The sequence below is a fragment of the Flavobacterium sp. NRK1 genome, assembly GCF_024054175.1.
Lineage (GTDB): Bacteria > Bacteroidota > Bacteroidia > Flavobacteriales > Flavobacteriaceae > Flavobacterium.
The window spans coordinates 2,602,465-2,629,457 of sequence record NZ_JAMXLA010000001.1 but is presented as its reverse complement, the minus strand read 5'-3'; the positions used below and the strand labels follow the sequence as shown (position 1 = coordinate 2,629,457).

Below are 26,993 nucleotides of genomic sequence, written 5' to 3'. Positions count from 1 at the left end.
TCATATAGTCATGATTTATACTTTAATGAAACTCCCCAAATAATTTAGTAGCTTCGTTATAGGCACTTTCAAAGCTCATTGGGTTCATATTGGTATCTGCTTTTGCTGCGGTAAAGTAGGATAGCATACGCTCTGTAGGCATATTGCCTGTAAGATCATCTTTAGCCATTGGGCATCCGCCAAAGCCTTGTATGGCACCATCAAAACGTTTGCATCCTGCTTTGTAGGCTGCATCTACTTTTTCAAACCATTTATCAGGAGTAGTGTGCAGGTGTGCTCCAAATTCGATTTCAGGATATTTAGGAATAAGATTAGCAAAAAGGTAATCAATAACATCGGGGGTAGAACTTCCAACTGTATCACTTAAAGAGAGGATTTTTACTCCCATAGCAGCCAGTTTTTCAGTCCACTCTCCTACTATCTCTACATTCCACGGATCACCGTAAGGATTACCAAACCCCATAGAAAGGTAAGCAACAACTTCTTTATTGGATGCATCGGCAATGTTTAATATTTCCTGTAATGTAACTATTGACTCTGCTATGGTTTTATGGGTATTTCGCATCTGGAAATTCTCAGAAATAGAAAAAGGGTAACCTAAATAACGAATTTCTGCATGTTGCGCTGCCATTTGCGCCCCTTGTATATTTGCTATAATAGCCAGAAGTTTGCTTTGGGTTGAAGAAAGATCGAGTCCCGCAAGCAGCTCGGCGGTATCCTGCATCTGCGGGATAGCTTTTGGTGATACAAAACTTCCGAAATCTATGGTGTCATATCCTATTCTTAATAAAGACTGGATATAGCTTATTTTTCTATTGGTAGGTATAAATGCCTTGATGCCCTGCATGGCATCTCTTGGACATTCAATAATTTTAATCTTTTCCATAAAGGTTCAAAGATAATAAGAATTCACCTATTTACGAAAACGTTTTCTTTAAGACTTGTAATTGCTGTTGTTAAAAAATTCAGGCTTAAAGTACCTTATGCATCTTTTAAAAGCTTCTTATTAATAGCTTTTATAAGTGCAGGGCCTTCATAAATAAAACCTGTATAAAGCTGGATAAGGCTCGCACCGGCTTCCAGTTTTTCAATGGCATCTTCAGGAGTATGTATCCCTCCTACCCCAATAATCGGGAATGCTTTATTACTTTTCTCCGAAAGAAACCTGATTACCTCTGTAGATCGCTTAGTAAGTGGTTTACCACTTAATCCTCCCATTTCAGTTTTATCAGGAGATACAAGTCCTTCACGTGAAATAGTGGTATTGGTAGCAATAACGCCGGCAATGTTAGTAGTTTTAACTATATCTATTATATCCAGTAATTGTTCATTAGTAAGATCCGGTGCTATTTTAAGTAAAATAGGTTTTTGCTTTGGTTTAACGGCATTCTTATCCTGAAGCGTTTGCAATAGCCTTGTAAGCGGTTCTTTATCCTGTAATTCTCTTAAATTAGGTGTATTTGGCGAACTTACATTTACCACAAAATAATCTACATAATCATATAGTGCATCAAAGCATATCTCATAATCGTTAACTGCCTCTTCATTAGGAGTAACTTTATTTTTGCCTATGTTACCTCCAATAAGTACATGTCCTTTTCCTGCAGGGTTCTTTTTAAGGCGTTCTACAGCTTCCTGTACTCCCCCGTTATTAAAGCCCATACGGTTAATAATAGCACTGTCTGCCTTTAACCTGAATGATCTTTTTTTAGGGTTTCCTTCCTGTGCTTTTGGCGTAAGTGTACCAATTTCTATAAATCCGAATCCAAGGTCTGAAAACTCTTTGAACATCTTCGCATCTTTATCCATACCTGCTGCCAGTCCTACAGGGTTTTTGAACTTAAGTCCGAATACCTCACGCTCAAGACGCGGATCTTTTACTTCATACAGTGATCTGAACAGTACCGGAAATCCCGGGATACTATCAAGAAAACGAATTGTGGAAAAAGTAAAATGGTGTATTTTTTCCGGATCAAAACGGAACAGTATCGGCCTTATTAAGGATTTGTACATATAAAATTGTTTGGTAGCTGCAAATTTAGGAATAACATATCATATTAAAAATTAAACTGTAAAAGTTATTATGACCGGATATGAGAAGATTGAGATAAATTTATCCGCTGAACTTTCTCTTTTGTCTTAAATATGTCCACAAAAGTTTATTATAAAATGATTATAAAACTCTTGAAAATGCAATAAAAAATATTGTAAAATCGTAAATTTGTGCTTCATTTTAAATAAAAATTAAACATGCAGCATATTATAGACCGTTTTATCAGCTATGTTACTGTTGATACTGAATCTGATCCAAACTCTGACACAACACCAAGCACAGCAAAACAATGGGATCTTGCCAATCAGCTTGTAGAAGAACTTAAAGCAATAGGCATGGAAGATGTTACCATAGATGACAATGCGTATATTATGGCTACACTTCCATCAAATGTAGATCATGAAGTTCCTGTAATAGGTTTTGTTTCTCATTTTGATACTACTCCGGATTTTACAGGCGCTAATGTAAAACCACAAATAGTACATAACTATGATGGCGGTGATATTGTTCTAAATAAAGAACTTGATATAGTACTTTCTCCAGGCTATTTTAAAGATATGCTTCAATATAAAGGTCAGACCCTTATAACTACAGATGGTACTACCCTTCTTGGTGCTGATGATAAAGCAGGTATTACTGAAATAGTAACTGCTATGGAATACTTAATTCAGCATCCTGAGATCAAACATGGAAAAATACGCGTAGGCTTTACACCTGATGAAGAAATAGGTCGCGGTGCTCATAAATTTGATGTAGCAAAATTTGGTGCAGAGTGGGCTTATACTATGGACGGCAGCCAGATAGGTGAACTTGAATATGAAAATTTTAATGCTGCCGGAGCAAAAATTACTTTTAAAGGTAAAAGCGTACACCCCGGTTACGCCAAAGGTAAAATGATCAATTCAATGCTTATTGCTAATGATTTTATCTCTGCACTTCCTAAAGGTGAAGTTCCTGAAAAAACTACCGGTTATGAAGGTTTCTTTCACGTTGTTGGCTTAAACGGAAGCATTGAAGAAACTACTGTTCAGCTTATTATTCGCGACCATGATCGTGCTAAGTTTGAAGATAGAAAACAGTTAGTTCAAAAAATCACTGACAACATAAACAATAGCTTTAAAGAGCAATTTGGCGGAGATATTGCTACCGCCGAAATAAAAGACTCTTACTTTAATATGAAGGAAAAAGTAGAGCCTGTAATGCATATTGTTGATATTGCAGAAAAAGCCATGAAAGAACTTGGTATAGAACCGATTATTAAGCCAATACGTGGTGGTACAGACGGTTCTCAACTTTCATATATGGGATTACCTTGTCCAAATATTTTTGCGGGCGGGCATAATTTTCATGGTAAATATGAATATGTTCCTGTGGAAAGCATGCAGAAGGCTGTAGAGGTTATTGTTAAAATTGCCGAGCTGACTGCACAAAAGTAAAAAGCCAATGGAGTCTGAAAAGAAAAACATTTGGGACAAAAACAGTCAATGGCCTGAAGAATTAGATATATTAAAGTCTATAATAAACAAAACCGGCCTGACTGAAACCATAAAATGGGGAGGTACAGCCTATACGTATAATAACAAAAACGTAGTTGGCATAGGTGGATTTAAAGACTATTTTGCCATTTGGTTTTTCAAAGGTGTTTTTCTTAAAGATGAAAATAAAGTATTAGTGAACGCGCAAGAAGGCGTAACCAAGTCGTTACGCCAGTGGCGTTTCACTTCTAAAGAAGAAGTAGATGAAAAACTGGTACTTGAATATATACACGAAGCTATTGAAGTTGAAAAAGCCGGATTAGCCGTAAAGCCTGAAAAGAAAGCTTTTACAATTCCCGAGAGACTAAAAACCGAACTTAAAGCATCTCCTGAATTAGCTGAAGCTTTCGATAAGTTTTCTCCTTATAAACAAAAAGAATTTGCAGAACTTATAGAATCTGCAAAGCGGGAAGAAACTATACTAGCGAGGCTTGAAAAAATTAAGCCCCTGATACTTGAAGGGAGAGGACTTAATGATAAGTACAGATAAAAAAAATCCCAATCTTTCGATTGGGATTTTTTATTTATTTTACTTCCTGTTTAGGAGCATTTAGTTTCTGACTAAGATCAAGAGATATTGCAGAACGCTCCATTTTAAGCTTTCCTGCCATTGTCTCTATTACAACAGAGTCCTGAGCTAATTCGGCTATTCTTCCGTGAATACCACTTTTAGTGATAATCTTGTCTCCTACTTTTAAATTAGCTTCAAACTCTTTTTCAAGTTTCTGCTTTTTCTGCTGTGGTCTAAGCATTAAAAAATACACTACCACAAACATTAAAATTATTGGCGCAAATTGCGTTAATTGTCCCATATATTAGTGTGCTGCAGGCGTAACACCTATACCACCCGCTTTAGGTGTGATGTTTGCCTTAAATTTAAGAATTTCTGTTGCTTTTTCAGTATTTAGTGTTACTGTAACTGTTTTTTCCTGATTACCGCTTTTTCCGGTAGAATTAAAAATTACTTTAATATCTCCCTGTGCACCCGGTGCTATAGGCGTTTTAGTATATTCAGGTACAGTACATCCGCAGCTAGGCTTAACTTCACTTATTACAAGATCTGCAGTACCATCGTTAGTAACTTTAAAAACGTGCTCTACTTTATCACCTTCAGTAATAGTACCAAAGTCATACTCCATGCTTTCAAATTTAGCTACAGGAAGGTTACCTGACTGCGCATGGGCAATTTCAGCTTTTTTAGCTGTTTCATCATCAATACGCAATGCTGCATTTTCTTTTTTGCATGCTGTAAGCATTAAAGACGCTATGGCAAACATAGCTGCTGTTTTTTTCAACATAACTTAAAAAATTTAAACTGTTTTACATTAAGCCTCTTCCGGCTTTTATTAATTTATTATTAGCCTGATAATCTTTTACAAGGTTATCTAAAATTCCATTGATAAAAATACTGCTTTTTGGCGTAGAATACTCTTTTGCAATTTCAAGATATTCATTAATTGTAACTTTAACCGGAATAGATGGAAATTTAAGAAACTCACAAATAGCCATTTTAAGTATAATTGCATCGATCTCTGCAATACGTTCAGTATCCCAGTTTGGTGTTTTATCTATAAATTCTTTTGCAAGCTCTACATTATTCAATACCGTTTTTCGGAAAAGATCTTTTACAAAATCTTTATCATCCATATCTTTATAAAGCCTTGGAACATTAAATGTTTCTTTTCCTTCTTTAGGCGGCTCTACCAATCTTAATTGTTTTGCTATAAGTGTATTTACAACAGGAATATCATCTACCCAAGTAAGCTTATTATCTTCAAGGTATTCATACAACTTCTCGTTAGGTGCAACAACATCTGTGAAAAGATCCGCTACAAAATCACGGTCTTCTTCAAAGGTATTGATGTTATTGTGCATGTAGTTTTGATACACCTCACTTTTCTTAATATCTTCAAGAAGAAGTAATATATAATCGTCGTTATTTTTCCAGTTATTAATATTACGGTCTGCCATTGCAATATTAAGCGGATTACTCTCTGCCAGCATATGAAGTACCTGATTATTAATAAATTTTTTGTTAGGATTGCGTTCTTCGGCAGTCGCAAGGTGTTTTTTTGATGATTTTTCGATAAAATCTTCTTCACTATTTCTTATTTCTACCAGTGCAGAAAGCATGATAAGATACAAATCACGAATGTTTTCAATACTATTAAAAAGGAATTTCTCTTCCTTTTCAAGATTGTCTGAATCATTTTGATGCATAGCATATATTGACTGCATCACTTTAACCCGAATATGTCTTCTGTTTAACATCCGTCTATAAGAACTTTAAAAAATTAAGGGAGCGAAAGAATAACTCTTTCGCTCCGCAAAATTAAGAATAATATTTTTGTACGCTAATTATTTAGCGGTTTCTTTTTTCCTGTCATCTATACGCTTCTGGGCCATTGCCATAGCAGCCTGTTGCGTTGTGATACCCTGAGTTTCAGCAAGACTGAATATTTCAAGCGTTGTATTATATATGTTTTCAGTTCTCCTCATTGCTTCAGCTGAATCATAGCCTACTATCTCTGAATAAACATTAATAATACCACCTGCATTAATAAGGAAGTCAGGAGCATAAAGAATACCTCTGTCCTGAAGTATTTTACCATGAACAACCTCGTTAGCAAGCTGATTATTAGCAGCACCAGCTATAACTTTTGCTTTTATTTTATCAATAGTAGTATCATTAATTGTAGCACCAAGAGCACATGGAGCATAAATATCAACATCTGCACTGTAAACATCATCACCTGCAAAAATAGCAGCACCATATTTGGCTGATACTTCCTGCATTCTCGCTTCATTAATATCTGATATCTGAACAAGAGCTCCTTCTTTAGTAAGGTAATCTATAAGTGTTTCACCTACATGGCCTGTACCCTGAACTAATACTTTTTTACCTTCCAGCTTATCACTTCCAAACTGATGCATAGCAGCAGCTTTCATACCCATATAAACACCATAAGCCGTTACAGGAGAAGGATTGCCTGAACCGCCTCTTTCTACAGATATACCGGTAACATGAGGAGAAACATCACGTATAAGATCCATATCAGCAGTTGTAGTACCTACATCTTCAGCAGTAATATACTTACCGCTAAGAGAGTTTACAAACTGGCCAAACCTTGTTATCATTTCAGGGGTCTTATCTAACTTAGAATCGCCTATGATAACAGCTTTACCACCACCCAGATTTAATCCTGAAATAGCAGACTTGTAGGTCATACCTCTTGATAATCTCAAAACATCATTTAAGGCTTCCCATTCGTTAGTATACTTCCACATTCTTGTACCTCCTAAAGCAGGCCCTAAAACTGTGTTATGAATACCTATTATTGCTTTTAAACCTGTATCTTTGTCATGGCAAAAAACGATCTGCTCATGGTCATTAAAAGATGGCTGTCCAAAAACCGGATCGACTTTAGTAAGCTCGTTAGCCTTAATAACTTCTGTTATCATAATAATAATTTTAAATTTGAAATTTATTCAAAAACAGGTTGTAAAATTACATATAATATTAAGATAAGACAAAATAAAAGTCTTTTTTTACATATTCCATAATTAAAGGCAGGTGTTTTCAACATGTTAAATATAACCTGACAGAAAGGTATTTTAACACTAAACTAAATAATAAAATTGCATTTCAATTAATAAGATGAAAGAACTTCAATATTTAAATAAATATTTTATAAAATACAAATTTCAATTTCTTTTAGGTATTTTAATAACAATTGTAGCTCAAATCTTCTCTTTATTCACTCCTGAATATATTAAAGATTCAATTACGGCTATTGAAAATTTTAAAAACGGAACTGCTACAACAGCAGAAGTACAATCTGAGTTGCTAACCAGTATATTAATGATTATTGGAACCACTCTGATTGCAGGGTTTCTTACCTTCCTTATGCGACAAACACTTATTGTAATGTCCCGGCATGTAGAGTATGATCTTAAAAATGAGGTGTTTCGTCAATATGAAAATCTTTCATCCAGTTTTTACAAAAAAAACCGTACCGGAGACTTGATGAACCGTATTAGTGAAGATGTTGGCCGTGTACGCCAGTATGTAGGCCCTGCCATTATGTATGCTCTCAATACAGTTATAAGCTTTGCCGTTATTACTACACACATGTTTACTATTTCGCCAAAGCTTACATTTTATACACTTTTGCCTTTACCTATACTTGCGTACTCTATATTCTGGATAAGCAAACAAATAAATAAGCGCAGTACTCTTTATCAGCAAAATTTGTCAAAGCTATCAACTTTTACACAGGAAATGTTTTCAGGTATAAGAATAGTAAAAGCTTATTCGCTTGAAAAACAAAAAGGTGATGATTTTAAAGAACTTTCAAGGGACAGTGTTAAAAAAAATCTGAGCCTGGCAAAAGTAAATGCTCTTTTTGGACCTTTTATGATACTACTAATAGGTATAAGCAACCTTGTAGTAATATATGTAGGGGGAATAATGTATATTAAAGGTAATATAGCTGAAATTGGTATTATAGCTCAATTTATACTATACATAAACCGGCTTACATGGCCTGTAGCATCCTTAGGATGGATATCATCTATGATTCAGGAAGCCGAGGCTTCACAAAAAAGAATTAATGAATTTCTTAAGATACAGCCCGATATACAAAACAATAATGAAATTCATACTCCTGTATTAGGACATATAGCATTTAATAATGTATCTTTTACATATGATGACACCAATATAACTGCACTAAAAAATGTGACTTTCTCTGTAAATAAAGGAGAAACATTAGCGATTTTAGGCCGGACAGGATCAGGAAAATCTACAATACTTTCTCTAATAAGCAGGTTATATGATGTTGATAAAGGTACTATAACAGTTGATGGTGAAAACGTTGAAGATTTAAACCTCTACGACTTACGCAACAGCATAGGATTTGTACCCCAGGATGCATTCTTGTTTTCTGACAGCATAAGTAATAATATAAAATTTGGAAAAGAAGAAGCCTCCTATGACGAAATTGTTAGCGTAGCACAAAAAGCAATGGTACACAATAATATTATAGCTTTTAACAAACAATATGAAACCATATTGGGAGAAAGAGGTATAACACTTTCAGGCGGACAAAAACAACGTGTATCTATTGCAAGAGCCATGATAAAAGATGCACCTATATTATTACTTGACGACTGCCTTTCTGCTGTAGACACTGAAACAGAAGAAGCTATACTTAATAATCTGCTTGAATTTTGTAAAGACAAAACTACTATTATTGTAAGTCACAGGGTGTCGTCAGCCAAAAATGCAGATAAGATAATAATTTTAGATGATGGTGAAATATTGCAACAAGGCACTCATAATCAGCTAATAAACGAACCGGGATATTATAAAGAATTGTATTTAAAACAACTTTCTGAAAAAGAATTGCAATAATTTGTTGGTTAATTTAGATTTTTTTTAGATTTTTGGTTTGCACATAAACCAAATAAAAAGAACCAAGGATTATGAGAGAAAATGACATGCTTGAAAAGGAAGAGATCTTCTCGAAAGTATTGAGGGCAGGACGAAGGACATATTTCTTTGATGTAAGGGCTACTAAGGCTGATGATTATTATATTACCATTACCGAAAGTAAAAAATTTACAGAAGAAGACGGTTCGTTCCACTTCAAGAAACACAAGATCTACCTTTACAAAGAAGATTTTGCTGCCTTTAGAGACATACTTGATGAAATGACATCGTATGTACTTAGCAACAAAGGGGAAGAAGTAATCTCTGAAAGACACCAAAAAGACTTTAGAAAGCTCTTTGGCGAAAAAGGCGAAGAAGCTGTAACCAGTGAAAGCTTTACCGATGTTAATTTTGACGATATTTAATCAAATCAACCCGTCAAAAAACTAAAAAATTATGAAGTCCGGAATCTTTAAGGTTTTGGACTTTTTTTTACTTCCTATATAATCACTCATTATAAAACAGAAATCTTTAAAATAAAATGGCTACCCTATTCGTAAGCCATTTTCAACTTTAACATCAGGAGCCAGCAAAACTACGTCACCCTCCTGCCCCACTGCTCCAAGAACAAGGCATTCACTCATAAACTTACCGATCTGTTTCTTAGGAAAGTTTACTACGGCAATAATTTGCCTTCCTGCCAAATCTTCCTTTTTATATCGCTTTGTAATTTGTGCAGACGATTTCCTAACTCCAATATCAATACCAAAATCTATAGTTAACTGATATGCCGGCTTTCTGGCTTCAGGAAAATCATTCACTTCAAGAATAGTACCTACACGCATTTCAGTTTTTTCAAATTCTTCCCAGGTCAGCATTATTTTAATTTTGATTAAGATTATAAAGTTTCGGGTTAAAAATCCGTACTTTGCTAAAGTAATATTTTCTTATAAAATGGCAAACACTCCATCAAATATGCTGCCTCTTGGTACCATCGCTCCTGCTTTTTGGTTAAAGGATACCAATTCTAATAACTATTACTCTTTTGCTCAATTAAAAGGTGAAAAAGGCACATTAGTTATGTTTATATGCAATCATTGCCCTTTTGTACACCATGTGATCGATGAAATAGTTATGATTGCAAATGATTACAGAGTACAGGGCATTGGCATGATAGCTATAAGCAGTAATGATATTGAAAAATATCCTATGGATAGTCCTGAAAAAATGAGTGAATTTGCTTTTGAAAACAAAATGGAATTCCCTTATTTATTCGACAACACTCAGGAAGCCGCAAAAGCTTATGACGCCGCATGCACACCTGATTTTTATCTTTTCAATGCCAGTGACCAGCTTGTTTACAGAGGACAGCTTGATGATTCCCGCCCTGGCAATAACATTCCACTAAGCGGAAGCGATTTACGAAACGCTATAGATGGTGTTTTATACAATCGTGCAATACCTAAAAATCAAAAGCCAAGTTTAGGATGTAATATCAAGTGGAAAATTTAATATACAATTAATATAAGAATGCAACGATTATCTGTAGATGCGATAATTGTTACATTAAAAAATAACAAATTATTACGTTTATATTATTCCTGTTCTAGCACTATATCAATAGGCTTATTCATTTTTACACCAAATTTAATAGCTGCCTGCTGACTTTCATTAGAACATAAAACATACATATTATAACTGTGCAGAGGGATAGTTACCGTTTTAAATTTACCTCCATTCTCTTCACCATCGGTATCCTGAATTTTCACAGCAAAACTGTCTGCTTTGAAAGTATTAGCTACAGACAGCAGATAATTATCTTTTGCAAAAGGAAAGAAATAGCGTTCTTTTTTAGCAACAGCCCCTTGTTCAAGTCTTTTATTGTCATCACCTATAAGATAGTTAGATGTAAATACAAGCGGCTGATTAGCATTTTTAAAACTATACAGGTTACTAATATTAATAAGATCTTTACCCAGACTATCTACCACAGTAATACGCAGGTTTTTGATATTCTCTTTTTTACCTGATTCATGCACATCGAGTACTATATAGGATGTAAAATCATAACCACAGTGCATGGAATTACCACCCGGCAGCTGTGCTTTAGCAGATAAACCTAATAAAGAAACTATAATCAGTAAAGTATATTTCATAACTAAAAGAATTAGCGCAAAAGTAAAACTATACAGCATTACTTTCAAAAAGTATTCCAACTTTTAATTATCAGTTTTCAGTTCACAGTTCACAGTTCACAGTTGACAGAAAAAACACAACCAATAATCTCGCTATTAATTCACCTGTTTTAAAACAGTAATAATCTGTTCAAAAAAGAAAGCCGGGAGAAAAATCTCCCGGCCTTCAAATATATCAATTCTCAATACAGAGACTATTTTACATCCATAAGTTCTACATCAAAAATAAGTGTAGCTCCCGGAGGAATAACACCGCCTGCGCCACGTTCGCCATACCCTAAATGAGATGGTATAACAAAGCGGGCCTTATCGCCTACCTGAAGTAAAGCAATCCCTTCATCCCATCCTTCAATAACATGACCCATCCCAAGAGGGAAATCAATAGGCTGTTTTCTTTTGTATGAAGAATCAAATACCTGTCCATTCTCAAGAGAACCTGTATAGTGAACAGATACTGTTTTCCCTTTCTGAGCCTGTTTACCGGTACCTTTTTGTATCATTTTATAACGAAGTCCGCTTTCAGTTTTATCAAAACCTGCAGCAAGTTTTTCCATAGCTTCTTCAGCTTGTTTTTTAGCTTCAGCCATACGTTTTTCACGAGAACCTTCAAATGTTCTGAAAGCTTCAACAGCATTCCATTTCTTAGCTTCTTCACCTTCACGGATAATTTCAACACTTTCAAGAGTATCATTACCCTGAATAGCATCAACTACATCCTGCCCTTCTACTACTTTACCAAATACAGTATGTTTATCATCTAACCAGGGCGTAGCTACGTGAGTTATAAAAAACTGCGATCCGTTTGAACCAGGCCCTGCATTAGCCATGGAAAGTACACCGGGAGCATCATGTCTAAGAGATGGGTGAAACTCATCATCAAATTGGTAACCCGGACCACCTGTACCTGTTCCAAGCGGGCATCCGCCCTGAATCATGAAATCAGATATAACACGGTGAAATTTAAGTCCGTCATAATATGGTTTACCTTGCGGCTTCACTTCGTTCTCTAAATTGCCTTCTGCAAGGCCTACAAAGTTACCAACTGTACCCGGAGTTAAATCGTGGGTAAGTTTAACAAGTATAGCGCCTTTTGAAGTATTGAATTTTGCGTAAATTCCGTTTTCCATTATTGTAGTTGTTTATTTTGAAGTGCCAAATTTACAAATTTATTCACAATTTAAGATATAGGACTTTCATAACAAAAAGGTAAATTTGAATATCAAACCAATTAAAAATGAAAAAAGAAGATAATTATCTCGCTATAAATAAAAAGGCCTGGAACGATAAAACAGATGTACATATAAACTCTGAATTTTACAATATACCTGCTTTTTTAGAAGGTAAATCGAGCCTTAATAGTATAGAGCTTGATTTACTGGGTGATGTTAAAGGAAAAAAGATACTGCACCTGCAATGCCATTTCGGACAGGACACTATATCCTTATCCCGCATGGGTGCCGAAGTTACAGGAGTAGATTTTTCAGAAAAAGCTATTAAAACAGCCCGTGAATTAACTGAAAAAACAGGAGCAAATGCACGCTTTATCTGTTCTGATATATACAGCCTCCAAGATAATCTACATGAAGAATTCGATATCGTTTTTACAAGCTATGGTACAATTGGATGGTTACCTGACTTAGAAAAATGGGCACATATAATCTCACATTTTTTAAAACAGGAAGGAGTTTTCATTTTTGCTGAATTTCATCCTGTAGTATGGATGTTTGACAACGATTTCAATAAAATTGCTTATAATTATTTTAAAAGCGATGCTATTATTGAAACCGAACTTGGCACCTATGCTGACCCTGCATCTGTAACAGAATATGAAATGATAACCTGGAACCACAGCCTGAGCGAAGTTTTAAATAATCTTATAAATGCAGGTCTGCAAATAAACTCTTTTAAAGAGTACGATTATTCACCTTACAATTGTTTCAGGAACACCGAAGCATTGGAAACCTACAAATACCGAATAGCCCATTTAGGCAATAATATACCGATGGTATACTCTGTGAAAGCCACGAAAAAGTAAGCGGATTTATTATTATTTTTGCATCAAACCTAAAATTATGGAAAGCATATTCGACCCACAAGGCAATAAAAATATAATAGACCGTATTCATACCTTAACCCCAATAACACTTTCGCAATGGGGAAAAATGACTGTAAGCCAAATGCTGCTGCACTGCCAGCAGCCAATAAAAGTTGCTTATGGCACTTTACAGCTTGAACCAAAACCTTTACTGGCTTTCTTTTTTGGTAAGTCTGCAAAAAAGAAACTTACAAATAAACAACCTTTTGGCAAAGGCATGCCCACCAGTAAAGAATTCAAAATTACCCATGAACCTGATTTTGAGACTTCTAAAAAAGAACTTATAGAACTGGTTAGTATTTTTGCCAAAGAAGGCCATGATGCCATTAAAATAGACAAACATCCTTTTTTTGGCAAAATGACAATGCATGAATGGGACCTAATGCAATGGAAGCATCTTGACCATCACTTAAAACAATTCGGGGCATAAATAATGTAACAATTACTTATTACATTAAAAAAGTTTAATTTTGCAGTCCTGTATAATTGCTATAACAGGCAATTGTTACATTGAATAATTATTAGATGAGAATAGACATTATTACTGTACTGCCCGAATTATTGCGAAGCCCTTTTGAAGCATCTATACTTAAACGCGCTATAGACAAAGGACTGGTTGAAGTACACCTGCACAATTTAAGAGACTACAGCACCAACAAACATAAAAATGTAGATGATTATCAGTTTGGCGGTGGCGCAGGCATGGTGATGATGATTGAGCCTATAGATGCATGCATATCTAAACTTAAGGCAGAACGCGACTATGATGAAGTAATATACATGTCACCCGACGGAGAAACACTCAATCAGGGCATGGCAAACCGTATGTCGCTTCTTAAAAACATAATTATACTGTGTGGGCATTATAAAGGTGTAGATCAGCGTGTACGCGATCATTTTATAACCAAAGAAATTTCTATTGGCGATTTTGTGCTGTCAGGTGGTGAACTTGCTGCTGCAGTAGTAGCCGATAGCATCATACGCCTTATACCCGGTGTTTTAAGCAATGAAACCTCTGCCTTAACAGATAGTTTTCAGGACAACCTGCTTTCCCCTCCCATATATACGCGCCCGGCAGAATATAAAGGATGGAAAGTTCCCGATATATTACTTAGCGGCAACTTTGCAAACATAGACAAATGGAGGGAAGACCAGGCACTTGAACACACAAAAAACAGAAGGCCGGATCTTTTAGAATAAGTTGATTGTAAATTGTTTAGGACATAATTTTTTATAGTTAAGTACCTAAATAAAAAAAATCTACTTATAGAATTTAAAAAAACCCTGAAACTTTAAACCTGAAACAAAAAAAATTTTATATTTGCACCCTTATTCGGACTAACCTCTGGCGAAAATCGTGAATGTTGCTTTGAATCAAACACTTAAAAATAAAATCATGTCTGATTTAGTAAAATTTGTACAAGACGAATTTGTAACAAAAAAAGATTTCCCTGAATTTAACTCAGGAGACACCATTACTGTTTACTACGAAATTAAAGAGGGTGAGAAAACAAGAACCCAGTTCTTTAAAGGTGTAGTTATCCAAAAAAGAGGTGCAGGTATCTCTCAAACATTTACTATCCGTAAAATGTCAGGAGCTGTAGGTGTAGAGCGTATTTTCCCGCTTAATATGCCGGCGCTGCAAAAAATCGAACTTAACCAAAGAGGTAAAGTTAGAAGAGCACGTATATTCTACTTCCGTGACCTTACAGGTAAAAAAGCAAAAATCAAAGAAAGAAGAAGATAATCTTTTCTTTTTCACAAATACAAAATCCCATAGCTACGGCATGGGATTTTTTTTTGCAAATAACCTGACTATATTACACTTACAATCACTTTCCATTAATTTTTTTATAGAGCTTGTCTTCAGATTTTTTTATCATTAAAATATCATCAGGCTGGAAATTAAATCCCATATTTTTTAATTCAACAATAGAAGGCTTTAGCTCAATACCGCTTCTTTCAAACAGAAAGTGCCTTTTACAGTAGCATAAGCATCACTTACAGGATAGGTTTCTTTCTCACTTGTTATGAGATTTACATAATCTAAGGACAATCTTTTTTCATCGTTAATATAGTATATCAAATATCCTTTTATGTTTTGAAATTCTAAAGCTTCACCTTCACAAAGATCTTTATTTGCACATAAAAGGTCAAGTATTCTGACATTCGCAGAATTATAATAAGGTGCGACAGCATTACACAGTACAGAAAAACGTTCATTATTTAATTCCATATTTCCATAACAAAAAGGCTCTTTTTCCTTATATAGCTGATCCCGGACATAATCCAGTTTAAAATCCAGACTGTCATTAATACGAATAAAAGATGTTTTATAATCTTTTATTTCACCTCTTTGTATCGCTTCCTTATAACTACAATTTTTATTGTTGTTACAAGCACACAATAAAAACACTATTATTAAAAAAGTAATTCTCATAATATTAGTTTATATATACAAATATAAACAGCAAGAGTTTTTATAGAAATGTTTTATATCGATTTAAACGTATACTTTTAAACAAAATCAACACATTTAATTATCTTTGGGCATGGATCCGATTTTTATAAAAATAGCTGACATACGCGGGGGCGTGCACTTTGTAAATATTAAGCATATTTATGAGGTAGAAGAAGTAACCAGCGCAAAAGCTAAACTTACACATATACGCTACTATTCTATTCCTGATTGCAAGGGACAGATAAATAAAGTAATCACAAAAGAATTTTCAACTTCTGTGCTGGAAAGGATCAACCAGTTAAAGGAGAAACCTTAACTGACACTGTAAAATCTTATCCTTTAAAATTGTAAAAGTAAAATTACGACAACGTTTTTTTACCGATATACCAACCCCCTGTTAGATAAGATTTTCCTATATTTGCGAGCCTTGTTTACAGTAAGGGGCTGATAAATGCGCTTTGTAGTAAACAGCTCAAACAAACACTCAAATAACATATTAATAATCAGCCTTTCAGCGTTTGCCGAAAGGGTCATTAAACAACAATCGCAATGTCCAAAACATCAAAGATCTTTTATACGATAACTGATGAGGCCCCTATGCTGGCCACCCATTCATTACTTCCTATTGTGCAGGCATTTACTGCACCTGCCGGAATAGAAGTTGAAACCCGCGACATATCTCTTGCCGGAAGGATACTTGCTAACTTCCCGGAACATCTTACTGAAAACCAAAAAGTTGGTGATGCCCTTACAGAACTTGGCCAACTGGCAAACACGCCGGAAGCCAACATAATCAAATTACCAAACATATCAGCTTCGGTACCGCAGTTAAAAGCAGCCATAAAAGAACTTCAGGGACAGGGATATAACATTCCTGACTTTCCGGAAGATGCTAAAACAGAAGAAGAAAAAGCTGTTAAAGCTAAATATGCAAAAGTATTAGGATCTGCAGTTAACCCTGTACTACGTGAAGGCAACTCTGACCGTAGGGCTCCTAAAGCAGTTAAAAATTATGCAAAGGCACATCCTCATTCTATGGGTAAATGGTCGCCTGACTCTAAAACAAGTGTTGCCAGCATGAAAGAAGGCGACTTTTACGGCAGTGAAAAATCTGTTACCGTAAAAGAGGCTACCGATGTTAAAATAGAATTTACAGCTAATGACGGTACTGTTACAGTACTTAAAGCAAGTACACCTCTAAAAGCAGGTGAAATTATAGACAGTTCTGCACTTAGCCTTAAAAAACTTAAAGCATTTATTGCTGAAGAAATTGAAGTTGCTAAAAAACAGGGTATACTATTCTCTGTTCACCTTAAAGCTACAATGATGAAGGTTTCTGACCCTATTATCTTTGGAGCTATTGTGGAGGTGTTTTATAAAGATGTATTTGAAAAATACGCATCATTATTCGCCGAACTGGGTGTAGATACACGTAATGGCTTAGGTGATGTTTATGCTAAAATAGCAGGAACTCCTCAGGAAGCGGAAGTAAAAGCAGCTATTAATGCGGTTTATACTACTGCCCCTGCTCTTGCAATGGTAAACTCTGATAACGGAATTACCAACCTTCATGTTCCTAGCGATGTGATTGTAGATGCTTCTATGCCGGCTATGATACGTACATCGGGGCAAATGTGGAATGCAGATGGAAAACCACAGGATACTTTAGCCATTATTCCGGACAGAAGTTATTCAGGCGTATATGTTGCAACTATTGAAGACTGTAAAAAACACGGTGCATTTAATCCTGCAACAATGGGTAGTGTACCAAACGTTGGGCTTATGGCTCAGAAAGCTGAAGAATACGGCTCTCATGATAAAACATTCCAGGCAGCTGCTGATGGCGTTATAAAAGTTGTAGATAATAATAACGGTACTGTTTACATGGAGCAAAAAGTAGAGGCCGGAGATATTTTCAGAATGTGCCAGACTAAAGATGCTCCTGTTCAGGACTGGGTTAAACTTGCTGTAAACAGAGCAAGGTTATCTTCTACACCGGCTATATTCTGGTTAGATGAAAACAGAGCACATGATGTACAGATAATTGAAAAAGTAAAAACATATTTAAAAGATCACGATACAAACGGACTTGATATTCGTATCATGAACCCGATCGACGCTACTAAATTCTCTTTGGAGAGAATACGTAAAGGAGAAGATACTATCTCTGTTACAGGTAACGTACTTCGTGACTACCTAACTGACCTGTTCCCTATTCTTGAACTTGGCACATCAGCAAAAATGCTTTCTATCGTTCCGTTAATGAATGGCGGTGGATTATTTGAAACAGGCGCAGGAGGTTCAGCTCCTAAGCATGTTCAGCAGTTTGTTGAAGAAGGCTACCTTCGTTGGGATTCACTTGGAGAGTTTTTAGCACTTGGTGTATCTTTAGAGCACCTTGGTCAGTCTCTGAACAATTCTAAAGCTTTAGTATTAAGCGAAACACTTGACGCTGCTAATGAGAAATTCCTTGAGAATGATAAATCTCCAGCACGTAAAGTAGGCGAAATAGACAACCGTGGTTCTCATTTCTACCTTGCATTATACTGGGCACAGGCTCTAGCTGCTCAGACTAAAGATGCTGAACTGAAAGCTAAGTTTGAAGAAATTGCTAAAGATCTTACTGAAAATGAAGCTAAGATTAATGCTGAACTTATAGGTGCACAGGGCAAGCCACAGGAAATAGGCGGCTACTACCACCCTGATTTTGCAAAAACCGACAAAGCTATGAGGCCAAGTGAAACATTAAATACTATACTTGCAAAACTGGTTTAAAACCAGTCGTATATTATACTTAAAAGCTATCCTTAGGGATAGCTTTTTTTATAGCAGTAGTTTAAATTAAATTTTAAAATTTTAGCAGCAACCCCTATTTTAATGGGGTCTGTTATTAAAAACACTATTTCTTGTATGAAAAAATTGTAAATTCTTGTAACAAGAAGTAATTTAATTCGTCTAATATCGTTATATAAGAAAATATAAAAATTATGAATTAAACAATGTAAACCTGAATCTACTTGTTCATTAAATAATAGTATTGAACCGGAGTCCAATCATCGATCAATCAACACAAAACCAATCAAACAAATGACCTTACAAAAAAAAGGATGCCTCTCGGTATTCCTTCTGTTTTTTTTCAGTGCTGTGTTTGCACAGGAGAAATTTACACTAAGCGGCACTATTGCCGACGATAGCAGCAATGAAACCCTTATAGGTGCCAGTGTATATATAAAAGAACTGGAAAAAGGAATTTCAACCAACGAATATGGCTTTTACTCTATCTCACTTCCCGCAGGAACCTACACAGTACAGGTAAGCTATGTAAGCTTTGGTACTAAGGAAGAAACAATTGTATTAAACAGCAACATACGTAAAAACTTCAGCCTTACTACCGATAGCAAAGTGCTTGATGAAGTAGTAATTTCTGAAAACGTAAAAAGAGCCAACATAAGAAAGCCTGAAATGAGTGTAAACAGGCTTTCTGCTGAAGAAATAAAGAAAATGCCCGTTGTAATGGGTGAAGTAGATGTACTAAAATCTATACTTACATTACCCGGTGTAACTAATGCCGGCGAGGGCGCTTCAGGGTTTAATGTCCGCGGAGGATCTGCCGATCAAAACCTTATACTTCTTGATGAAGCAACTATTTACAACTCATCCCACTTATTCGGTTTCTTTTCAGTCTTTAATGCAGATGCAATAAAAGACCTGAAATTATATAAAGGAGGTATCCCGGCACGTTATGGCGGAAGACTGTCATCTGTACTGGATATTTACCAAAAAGAGGGGAACAAGAAAGAGTTTCACATGAAAGGCGGTATTGGTGCAATTTCAAGCCGATTATTGGCTGAAGGCCCTATTGTAAAAGACAAAGGCTCTTTCCTCATTGGAGGAAGAGCATCGTATGCACATCTTTTTCTTAAACTGGCAGACAATGACAACTCTGCTTATTTTTATGACCTTAATACAAAACTTAGCTATAACCTCAACGAAAATAACAACCTGTACCTTTCTGGCTACTTTGGCCGTGATTTACTGGATATAAGCCAAAGTTTTAATAACGTATATGGTAATGCCGTTTTAAACCTTAGATGGAACCATTTATTTAGTGAAAAGCTATTCTCTAATATGAGTCTTATTTATAGTGATTACTATTACGGACTCGAATTAGGCTTTATTGGCCTTAAATGGGATTCAGGCATTAAAAATTATAATTTTAAATATGACCTGAAACATTACCTTACGGATAAATTTAAACTGAACTATGGTGTTAATGCCATATACTACGATTTTAATCCGGGAACTGTAAACCCAACAGGAGAAGATTCGGCTATAAACCACGACCAGCTCGAAAAGAAACATGCTTTTGAACCCGCCCTGTATGTAGATGCAGAACATGAACTGAGTGACAGAATTACTGTTAGCTATGGTTTACGATATAGTATGTTTTATCGTTTAGGAGAGCAAAATATGAATGTTTATGCCAACAATCAGGCTGTGGCTTTTGATAACGAGCTGAAAATTTACGAAAAAGCAACTCCAATTGGTACACTACATTATAGCAGCGGCGAAACCATTGCTGATTTTGGCAATCTGGAACCACGTGTAGCTATTGCTTATAAACTTGACGACAATCAGTCGGTAAAAGCAAGTTACAACCGCATGGCACAATACCTGCATTTAATATCTAATACCTCATCACCCACTCCACTTGACGTTTGGGCACCAAGTGACAATTTTACCAAGCCGGAATTATTAGATCAGGTAGCGGTTGGGTATTTCAGAAATCTAAAAGATGACACTTATACACTTGAAGTAGAAAGCTTCTACAAAAAAATAAAAAACAAGCTTGATTATATAGACGGTGCCGATCTTATTGCCAATAAAGCCATAGAGCAGGTATTGCTAAATGGTAAAGCAAGATCATACGGTTTAGAAGTACTGTTCCGTAAAAACAAAGGTAAGCTTACAGGCTGGGTATCTTACACCCTTTCCCGTACTGAACAGCAAACTCCGGGCAGAGCAACGGGAGAAACAGGTATTAATAATGGCGAATGGTATAGTGCCGGATATAATAAAACACATAACCTTTCTGTAACAGGTTCTTATGATTATACAGACAAATGGTCATTCGGGGCGATATTTGCCCTGCAATCCGGCCAGCCTGCTACCTTTCCTAACGGACAGTATCAGTATGGCGATATAAATGTTCCTGTATTTGGTTCAAGAAATGGCGACCGTTTGCCTATGTACCATCACCTTGATATTTCAGCTACTTATGTGCCTAAGCCAGAAAAAACCAAAGGCTGGCAGGGTGAATGGGTATTTAGTATTTATAACTTGTACAACAGGTCTAACGCAGCCTCTATGACATTTAGGCAAAATGAAGACACCGGAAGAAATGAAGCCGTGAGGCTTTCTATATTTGGCATTATACCGAGTGTTACTTATAATTTTAAATTTTAAGCATAATGAAAAGTATAAAATATATAATAATGCTGACAATTGGTTTACTGCTCAGCTCTTGCGAGGAAGTTGTAGATGTAGACCTTAACACTGCTGCTCCTAAACTTGTTATAGATGCCTCTATAAACTGGATAAAGGGTACCGATGGAAGCCAGCAAAAAATAAAGCTTACCACTACCGGAAGTTACTATGAAAATACCGTACCGGCAGTTTCGGGTGCTACTGTATTTATTACAAATAGTGAAAATATTGTTTTTAATTTTGCTGAAACACCTGGTACAGGGGAATATGTATGCACTAATTTTGAACCGGTTATAGGAGAAAACTATACACTTACAGTTGAGTATGACGGACAAACTTATAAGGCATCCGATACGCTTTATGCGGCTCCGGATATTCAAAACATAATTCAGGATAATGAAGGTGGTTTTCTTAATGATAATATAGAAGTACGTTTCTTTTTTATGGACAATGGCAATGAGGATAATTTTTATCTTGTGCGATTTGATACTGATGTATTGCCTTATCCTGACTATGATGCACTTAAAGATGAGTTTTTTCAGGGTAACCTTATGTTTGACTTTATAGATCATGAAGACTTTAAAGCAGGAGATGTTGTAGGTTTAAAGCTGTATGGTATTTCAGAGCGTTATTATAACTACATGAGCATACTTATATCTATGGTTGAAGGCGGAGCCGGCAGTGGGCCTTTTCAGACACCACCGGTAAATGCAAGAGGCAATATTATAAACCAGACGAATGAAGATAATTTTGCTTTAGGCTATTTCAGGCTGGGTGAAGTATCTTCTGTTAATTATACAATACAGTAATTTATTAAGTTCAAAATATATGTAACTTTGAAGTCCTCCTCAATGGAGGACTTTTTAGTGATTAGTCTTCAAATTTAGATCCAAAACATGTCTTCACACCATATTGTACGCGACGATCAGGAACCTGCTTTAATAATTGCTAACGGTGCTGAATGCAGCAAAGAGCTTTTAGGTCAGCTCCTGGAATGGTCGCCCCTTGTGATTGTGCTTGACAGTGCTATGAACCGCGTTATGGAACTGGGCATTAAGGTAGATGTCCTTTTAGGGGATTTTGACCGTGATTTTGATCCTGAATATTATAAAAGCCAACAATATCCGTTAGAAATTGTTCATACTCCCGACCAGGATAAGACCGATCTTGAAAAAGCATTTGAATATCTTATTGACCGTAAAATACCTGCCGTTAATGTTATTTGGGCGACAGGCCGCCGGGCCGATCATACCATTACCAATATTACCAATATTGTAAGGTTTCGTGATAAACTGAAAATAGTACTACTTGACGATCATTCTAAAGTATTTTTGCTGTCCCAAAAATTTGAAAAATGGTATCCTGCCGGCACTCCCCTGTCACTGATACCAATAGGAAAAGTATCAGGCATCAGCAGCAAAAACCTGAAATATCAACTGAATGATGACGAACTTACTATTGGTTACCGGACCGGAAGCAGTAATGAAGCCCTTGCAGACGGGGTTGTACTTATTGAGCACAAAGAAGGTGATCTGCTAATGATGGAATGCTTTGATTAGAGAGTTGTCGATTTGGTTTATTCGTGAATTTGGGTATCAAATCACTTATACTTTAAATCAATTAGCACAGAAAGTGAGGGAAATTTACAGACTCTTCTTGCAATCTGGTAAATTGATCCATTTGTAACTCCGGATAAATAAATTCACGAATAAAACATATAATCATTTCACTATCTTTGTAAAAAGCAAGGAAAAGAAATGAAATTCAACGTAGTATCAGACTATAAACCCATGGGCGACCAGCCTCAGGCTATAAAAGAGCTAAGCGCAGGAATTGAATCAGGAGAACGTTTTCAGACACTTCTTGGGGTTACAGGTTCGGGTAAAACTTTTACCATGGCAAATGTAATTCAGGAAGTACAGAAACCCACACTTGTACTGGCACATAACAAAACACTTGCAGCCCAGTTATATAGTGAGTTTAAGCAGTTTTTCCCTAATAATGCCGTAGAATATTTTGTATCTTATTACGACTACTATCAGCCTGAAGCCTACATACCCGTTACCGGAACTTATATAGAAAAAGATCTTTCCATAAATGAAGAACTTGAAAAAATGCGGCTTAGTACTACTTCTTCCCTACTTTCAGGAAGACGTGATATTATTGTGGTAGCATCGGTTTCCTGCCTGTATGGTATTGGTAACCCTGTAGAATTTCAAAAGAATGTAGTATCTATAGAACGCGGAGAAATGCTTTCGCGTACCAAATTATTACACAGGCTGGTACAAAGCCTTTATGCCCGTACCGAGGCCGATTTTAATCCGGGAACTTTCAGGATAAAAGGTGACACGGTCGAAGTTTTCCCTAGTTATGGAGATGAACCTTTCCGTATTCACTTTTTTGGTGATGAGATCGAAGAGATCGAAGCTTTTGATGCCAAAACAGCTAAAGTTATAGAACGCTATGACCGATTAAATATATACCCTGCCAATATGTTTGTTACCAGCCCCGATGTGCTTCAGGGAGCTATCTGGGAAATTCAGCAGGATCTTGTAAAGCAGGTAGATTACTTTAAAGAAATTGGTAAACATCTTGAAGCAAAACGCCTTGAAGAACGTACCAATTTTGACTTGGAAATGATCCGCGAATTAGGCTATTGCTCAGGTATTGAAAATTACTCACGTTATTTAGACCGCAGGCTGCCGGGCACACGCCCTTTCTGTCTTTTAGACTACTTTCCTAAAGATTACCTTATGGTAATTGATGAAAGCCACGTAACCGTAAGCCAGGTGCATGCCATGTATGGCGGTGACCGTTCTCGTAAAGAAAATCTGGTTGAGTTTGGATTCCGCCTCCCTGCTGCAATGGATAACAGACCTCTTAAGTTTGAAGAGTTTGAAGCTATGCAGAATCAGGTAGTATTTGTGAGTGCCACACCTGCTGATTATGAACTTCAGAAATCAGGAGGTGTATATGTAGAGCAGATCATCCGCCCTACCGGACTGCTTGACCCTGTTATTGAGATTCGGCCTAGCCTTAATCAGATAGACGACCTTATAGAAGAAATACAGCAACGTGTAGAAGTTGACGAACGTGTACTTGTTACAACACTTACCAAACGTATGGCCGAAGAACTTGCAAAATACCTTACAAAAGTATCTATACGATGCCGCTATATACATTCTGAAGTAGATACGCTGGAACGCGTAGAAATAATGCAGGATTTACGCAGGGGGTTATTTGATGTGTTGATTGGTGTAAACCTTTTAAGAGAAGGACTTGACCTGCCCGAAGTATCGCTTGTTGCAATATTAGATGCTGATAAAGAAGGTTTTTTAAGGAGCAACCGCTCACTAACCCAAACAGTAGGCCGTGCAGCCCGTAATATAAATGGTAAAGCTATAATGTATGCCGATAAAATTACTGACAGTATGCAGCGTACTATAGATGAAACCAATTATAAACGTGAAAAGCAGCACAACTTTAATGTAGCTAATAATATTGTACCTACAGCCCTTAATAAGAAGATAGAAAAAAACACCTTAGGAAGAAGCGAGGCTTATAAACTCGAACATGCTCCTAAAATTGCCGCCGAACCTGATACTACGTATATGGCAAAAGGCGATATTGAAAAAATTATACGCGATAAACGTAAAGCCATGGAGAAAGCTGCTAAAGAACTTGACTTTTTACAGGCTGCCAAACTAAGAGATGAAATTAAAGCATTACAGGAAAAGGTGTAAATTATATAAATGCTTTTTTACACAAATCATTCCATCATACATACTATACTAAATAATTTTTCTAAATTTATATTATAGACTACGCCTGTAAATATATTGTATATGAAGAAAAATTACTGCTATTTAATCCTGTTTGTTGTTATATTATTTTGGGGTAACGCTTTTGCCCAAAAAGACAGTATCACCAATAAGCAAAATGATTCTGTTACAGCAGCTACACTTGCTCAATATACTACTAAGCTTGCAGAGATAGAGCAGCAGCGTATAAGCGATTCTGTAAAGCGTGCTGAACTTGAAAAAAGTTTAAAGTCGCTTAAAACCACCGATAACCTAAAAAAAGAAGAACTTCAAAAAGAACTTGAAAAGCTAAACAGCCGTGATTCTGTTAGAATTGCTTCAAAAAAAGCACAGATTGATGCCTTACGTTCTAAAATTAAAGGCCACCCGGTAAAAGGTTTCTTTAATGATACACTTTTCTTTATTTACAGCAAATTAGGGAGTTTTTCGGCACATGATCGTGCTGCTGCAATTTCAAACCGTCTGGAAGTGCTTGGCGATAATTATCTTTTTAATACAGATTCCTTAAAAATTACTGAGGCTGAAAATACTATTGACCTAATGTATAATGAGAGTATTATTACAAGTATTTCTGAAAATGATGCTATATGGAATAATACCTCGAAACTACAGCTTGCAAAAACTTATAAAAAAATAATTACCGACGAAATTACGCGTTACAGAAAAGAAACCAGCTTTAAAACCTTAGCTAAAGAAATTGCGCTTGCCTTACTTGTTTTAGGGGTACTTGTGCTTTTAATTTATTTTTCAGGAAAACTATTTAACTGGACCGCATCAAAAATAAGAGACCAAAAAGGCAAACGTATAAAAGGCATAAAAATTAAAAACTATGAACTTTTTAATGCTGACAGGCAGGTTAACCTTTTAATATTAGTCAATACGCTTATAAAATGGTTATTTATTGCCTTATTAATTTATATTGCCTTACCTGTTTTATTTGGTATATTTCCATGGACACAAAACTTTGCTGAAACGTTATTCAGTTACATTCTAAATCCTGTTAAAAAAGTAGCTTTCGGTATATGGGCTTATCTGCCTAACCTGATAACGATAATAGTTTTAATTATAATTTTCAGGTATATATTAAGGTTCGCACGTTTTCTTAAAAATGAAATTGCACGTGGTAATCTGACTATAGATGGCTTTTATCCTGATTGGGCCAATCCCACTTATCAGATAGTACGTGTGCTTATACTTGCCTTTTTATTAATTGTTATATTTCCCTATTTGCCAGGTAGTGATTCTCCTGTTTTTAAAGGAGTATCTGTATTTTTAGGATTTCTGTTTACATTCGGTTCAATGGGGTCTTTATCTAATGTAATTGCCGGTATAGTGCTTACATACATGCGCCTCTTTAAAATTAACGACCGTGTAAAAATAGGTGATGTAACCGGAGACGTAATTGAAAAGTCATTACTTGTAACACGTATACGATCAATAAAAAATGAAATTATATCAATACCAAATTCAACCGTAATGAGCAGCCACACTATTAATTATAGTAGTGATACTGTAACTAACGGCTTGATACTGCATACAACAGTAACCATAGGCTATGATGTACCATGGAAAGATATCCATCAGGCATTGCTTACAGCTGCAGACAGGACTGAAAATTTATTGAAGGAGCCAAAACCTTTTGTACTGCAAACCAGCCTTGAAGATTTTTATGTTGCTTACCAGATAAATGCCTATACAAAAGAAGCGAATAAACAGGCCGGAATATATTCTGAACTTCATAAAAATATTCAGAACTGCTGTAACGAGATGGGTATTGAAATACTTTCTCCTCACTACAGAGCTGCAAGAGATGGTAATATGACAACTATTCCTTCAGATTATCTGGACAAGGATTATAAAGCACCATCTTTTAACGTAAAAGTAGATAAAGATAAACCATAATACATTTTGA

Annotated in this window: 26 protein-coding genes; 16 read left to right on the top strand and 10 right to left on the bottom strand. The window is 35.9% G+C overall.

Going from position 1 to position 26,993, the window contains the following annotated elements:
* Positions 1-22: 22 nt before the first annotated feature.
* Positions 23-886: a hydroxymethylglutaryl-CoA lyase gene (locus NHE85_RS12090; RefSeq protein ID WP_252812286.1), complete on the bottom strand. Its 864-nt coding sequence runs from the start codon at positions 884-886 to the stop codon at positions 23-25.
* A 95-nt stretch (positions 887-981) separates the two neighbouring features.
* Entirely contained in the window at positions 982-2,013 is a 1,032-nt protein-coding gene (locus tag NHE85_RS12085) for a quinone-dependent dihydroorotate dehydrogenase (protein WP_252812285.1), read from the bottom strand.
* A gap of 237 nt (positions 2,014-2,250) precedes the next feature.
* Here NHE85_RS12085 and pepT point away from each other — a divergent pair, with 237 nt between their 5' ends.
* Together pepT and NHE85_RS12075 are read left to right on the top strand one after the other, a co-directional pair.
* Positions 2,251-3,489 carry a peptidase T gene (gene pepT, locus NHE85_RS12080; protein ID WP_252812284.1) on the top strand — a complete coding sequence of 413 codons (1,239 nt, stop codon included), beginning with the start codon at positions 2,251-2,253 and terminating at the stop codon, positions 3,487-3,489.
* Between the two features lie 7 nt (positions 3,490-3,496).
* Complete coding sequence (locus NHE85_RS12075; RefSeq protein WP_252812283.1) at positions 3,497-4,078, top strand: YdeI family protein; 582 nt, start codon at positions 3,497-3,499, stop codon at positions 4,076-4,078.
* A gap of 34 nt (positions 4,079-4,112) precedes the next feature.
* Here the strand turns inward: NHE85_RS12075 and yajC are convergent, their stop codons facing one another.
* The 4 genes from yajC to NHE85_RS12055 all read right to left on the bottom strand — a co-directional run bounded on the left by yajC (position 4,113) and on the right by NHE85_RS12055 (position 7,050).
* Positions 4,113-4,400, bottom strand: coding sequence for a preprotein translocase subunit YajC (yajC, locus tag NHE85_RS12070; protein ID WP_252812282.1), 288 nt, complete (start codon positions 4,398-4,400; stop codon positions 4,113-4,115).
* A 3-nt stretch (positions 4,401-4,403) separates the two neighbouring features.
* Positions 4,404-4,886 (bottom strand): DUF1573 domain-containing protein, encoded by a 483-nt coding sequence (locus NHE85_RS12065; RefSeq protein ID WP_252812281.1) that lies wholly within the window; start codon positions 4,884-4,886, stop codon positions 4,404-4,406.
* Positions 4,887-4,908: 22 nt separating this feature from the next.
* A complete protein-coding gene (nusB, locus tag NHE85_RS12060) occupies positions 4,909-5,826 on the bottom strand; it encodes a transcription antitermination factor NusB (RefSeq protein ID WP_252812279.1) in 918 nt (305 codons plus the stop codon).
* Positions 5,827-5,946: 120 nt separating this feature from the next.
* Positions 5,947-7,050: a Glu/Leu/Phe/Val dehydrogenase dimerization domain-containing protein gene (locus NHE85_RS12055; protein ID WP_252812278.1), complete on the bottom strand. Its 1,104-nt coding sequence runs from the start codon at positions 7,048-7,050 to the stop codon at positions 5,947-5,949.
* 196 nt (positions 7,051-7,246) lie between these two features.
* On the opposite strand from NHE85_RS12055, the gene NHE85_RS12050 reads away from it, so the two are divergent.
* On the top strand, positions 7,247-9,004 hold the full coding sequence (locus tag NHE85_RS12050; protein ID WP_252812276.1) for an ABC transporter ATP-binding protein: 1,758 nt from the start codon (positions 7,247-7,249) through the stop codon (positions 9,002-9,004).
* Positions 9,005-9,075: 71 nt separating this feature from the next.
* Positions 9,076-9,447: a PUR family DNA/RNA-binding protein gene (locus NHE85_RS12045; protein WP_252812275.1), complete on the top strand. Its 372-nt coding sequence runs from the start codon at positions 9,076-9,078 to the stop codon at positions 9,445-9,447.
* A gap of 120 nt (positions 9,448-9,567) precedes the next feature.
* Here the strand turns inward: NHE85_RS12045 and NHE85_RS12040 are convergent, their stop codons facing one another.
* Positions 9,568-9,903 (bottom strand): tRNA-binding protein, encoded by a 336-nt coding sequence (locus NHE85_RS12040; RefSeq protein ID WP_252813306.1) that lies wholly within the window; start codon positions 9,901-9,903, stop codon positions 9,568-9,570.
* A 73-nt stretch (positions 9,904-9,976) separates the two neighbouring features.
* On the opposite strand from NHE85_RS12040, the gene NHE85_RS12035 reads away from it, so the two are divergent.
* Entirely contained in the window at positions 9,977-10,534 is a 558-nt protein-coding gene (locus NHE85_RS12035) for a thioredoxin family protein (RefSeq protein WP_252812274.1), read from the top strand.
* Positions 10,535-10,617: 83 nt separating this feature from the next.
* Here the strand turns inward: NHE85_RS12035 and NHE85_RS12030 are convergent, their stop codons facing one another.
* Together NHE85_RS12030 and NHE85_RS12025 are read right to left on the bottom strand one after the other, a co-directional pair.
* Complete coding sequence (locus NHE85_RS12030; protein WP_252812273.1) at positions 10,618-11,178, bottom strand: hypothetical protein; 561 nt, start codon at positions 11,176-11,178, stop codon at positions 10,618-10,620.
* Between the two features lie 233 nt (positions 11,179-11,411).
* The gene (locus NHE85_RS12025; RefSeq protein WP_252812272.1) at positions 11,412-12,344 is read right to left on the bottom strand and encodes a peptidylprolyl isomerase; all 933 of its coding nucleotides are present in this window, start codon (positions 12,342-12,344) and stop codon (positions 11,412-11,414) included.
* A 107-nt stretch (positions 12,345-12,451) separates the two neighbouring features.
* Between NHE85_RS12025 and NHE85_RS12020 the strand changes: the two genes are divergently transcribed.
* The 4 genes from NHE85_RS12020 to rplS all read left to right on the top strand — a co-directional run bounded on the left by NHE85_RS12020 (position 12,452) and on the right by rplS (position 15,059).
* Positions 12,452-13,252, top strand: a complete 801-nt coding sequence (locus tag NHE85_RS12020; protein ID WP_252812271.1) for a bifunctional 2-polyprenyl-6-hydroxyphenol methylase/3-demethylubiquinol 3-O-methyltransferase UbiG — start codon at positions 12,452-12,454, stop codon at positions 13,250-13,252.
* 37 nt (positions 13,253-13,289) lie between these two features.
* Positions 13,290-13,742: a DUF1569 domain-containing protein gene (locus NHE85_RS12015; RefSeq protein ID WP_252812270.1), complete on the top strand. Its 453-nt coding sequence runs from the start codon at positions 13,290-13,292 to the stop codon at positions 13,740-13,742.
* Between the two features lie 95 nt (positions 13,743-13,837).
* Positions 13,838-14,512, top strand: a complete 675-nt coding sequence (gene trmD, locus NHE85_RS12010; RefSeq protein WP_252812269.1) for a tRNA (guanosine(37)-N1)-methyltransferase TrmD — start codon at positions 13,838-13,840, stop codon at positions 14,510-14,512.
* Between the two features lie 196 nt (positions 14,513-14,708).
* Complete coding sequence (gene rplS / locus NHE85_RS12005; RefSeq protein ID WP_252812268.1) at positions 14,709-15,059, top strand: 50S ribosomal protein L19; 351 nt, start codon at positions 14,709-14,711, stop codon at positions 15,057-15,059.
* Positions 15,060-15,254: 195 nt separating this feature from the next.
* On the opposite strand, the gene NHE85_RS12000 is transcribed toward rplS, so the two are convergent.
* A complete protein-coding gene (locus NHE85_RS12000) occupies positions 15,255-15,752 on the bottom strand; it encodes a hypothetical protein (RefSeq protein ID WP_252812267.1) in 498 nt (165 codons plus the stop codon).
* 112 nt (positions 15,753-15,864) lie between these two features.
* Here NHE85_RS12000 and NHE85_RS11995 point away from each other — a divergent pair, with 112 nt between their 5' ends.
* The 7 genes from NHE85_RS11995 (at position 15,865) to NHE85_RS11965 (ending at position 26,983) form a co-directional block, all read left to right on the top strand.
* Positions 15,865-16,089 (top strand): hypothetical protein, encoded by a 225-nt coding sequence (locus NHE85_RS11995; protein WP_252812266.1) that lies wholly within the window; start codon positions 15,865-15,867, stop codon positions 16,087-16,089.
* A gap of 233 nt (positions 16,090-16,322) precedes the next feature.
* Positions 16,323-18,548 carry an NADP-dependent isocitrate dehydrogenase gene (locus NHE85_RS11990; protein WP_252812265.1) on the top strand — a complete coding sequence of 742 codons (2,226 nt, stop codon included), beginning with the start codon at positions 16,323-16,325 and terminating at the stop codon, positions 18,546-18,548.
* Positions 18,549-18,860: 312 nt separating this feature from the next.
* A complete protein-coding gene (locus NHE85_RS11985) occupies positions 18,861-21,239 on the top strand; it encodes a TonB-dependent receptor (RefSeq protein WP_252812264.1) in 2,379 nt (792 codons plus the stop codon).
* Positions 21,240-21,244: 5 nt separating this feature from the next.
* A complete protein-coding gene (locus tag NHE85_RS11980; RefSeq protein ID WP_252812263.1) occupies positions 21,245-22,069 on the top strand; it encodes a DUF4249 domain-containing protein in 825 nt (274 codons plus the stop codon).
* A gap of 87 nt (positions 22,070-22,156) precedes the next feature.
* Positions 22,157-22,819, top strand: a complete 663-nt coding sequence (locus NHE85_RS11975) for a thiamine diphosphokinase (protein ID WP_252812262.1) — start codon at positions 22,157-22,159, stop codon at positions 22,817-22,819.
* A gap of 198 nt (positions 22,820-23,017) precedes the next feature.
* The gene (gene uvrB / locus NHE85_RS11970; RefSeq protein WP_252812261.1) at positions 23,018-25,003 is read left to right on the top strand and encodes an excinuclease ABC subunit UvrB; all 1,986 of its coding nucleotides are present in this window, start codon (positions 23,018-23,020) and stop codon (positions 25,001-25,003) included.
* Positions 25,004-25,105: 102 nt separating this feature from the next.
* A complete protein-coding gene (locus tag NHE85_RS11965; RefSeq protein WP_252812260.1) occupies positions 25,106-26,983 on the top strand; it encodes a mechanosensitive ion channel family protein in 1,878 nt (625 codons plus the stop codon).
* The last annotated feature ends 10 nt before the right edge of the window (positions 26,984-26,993 follow it).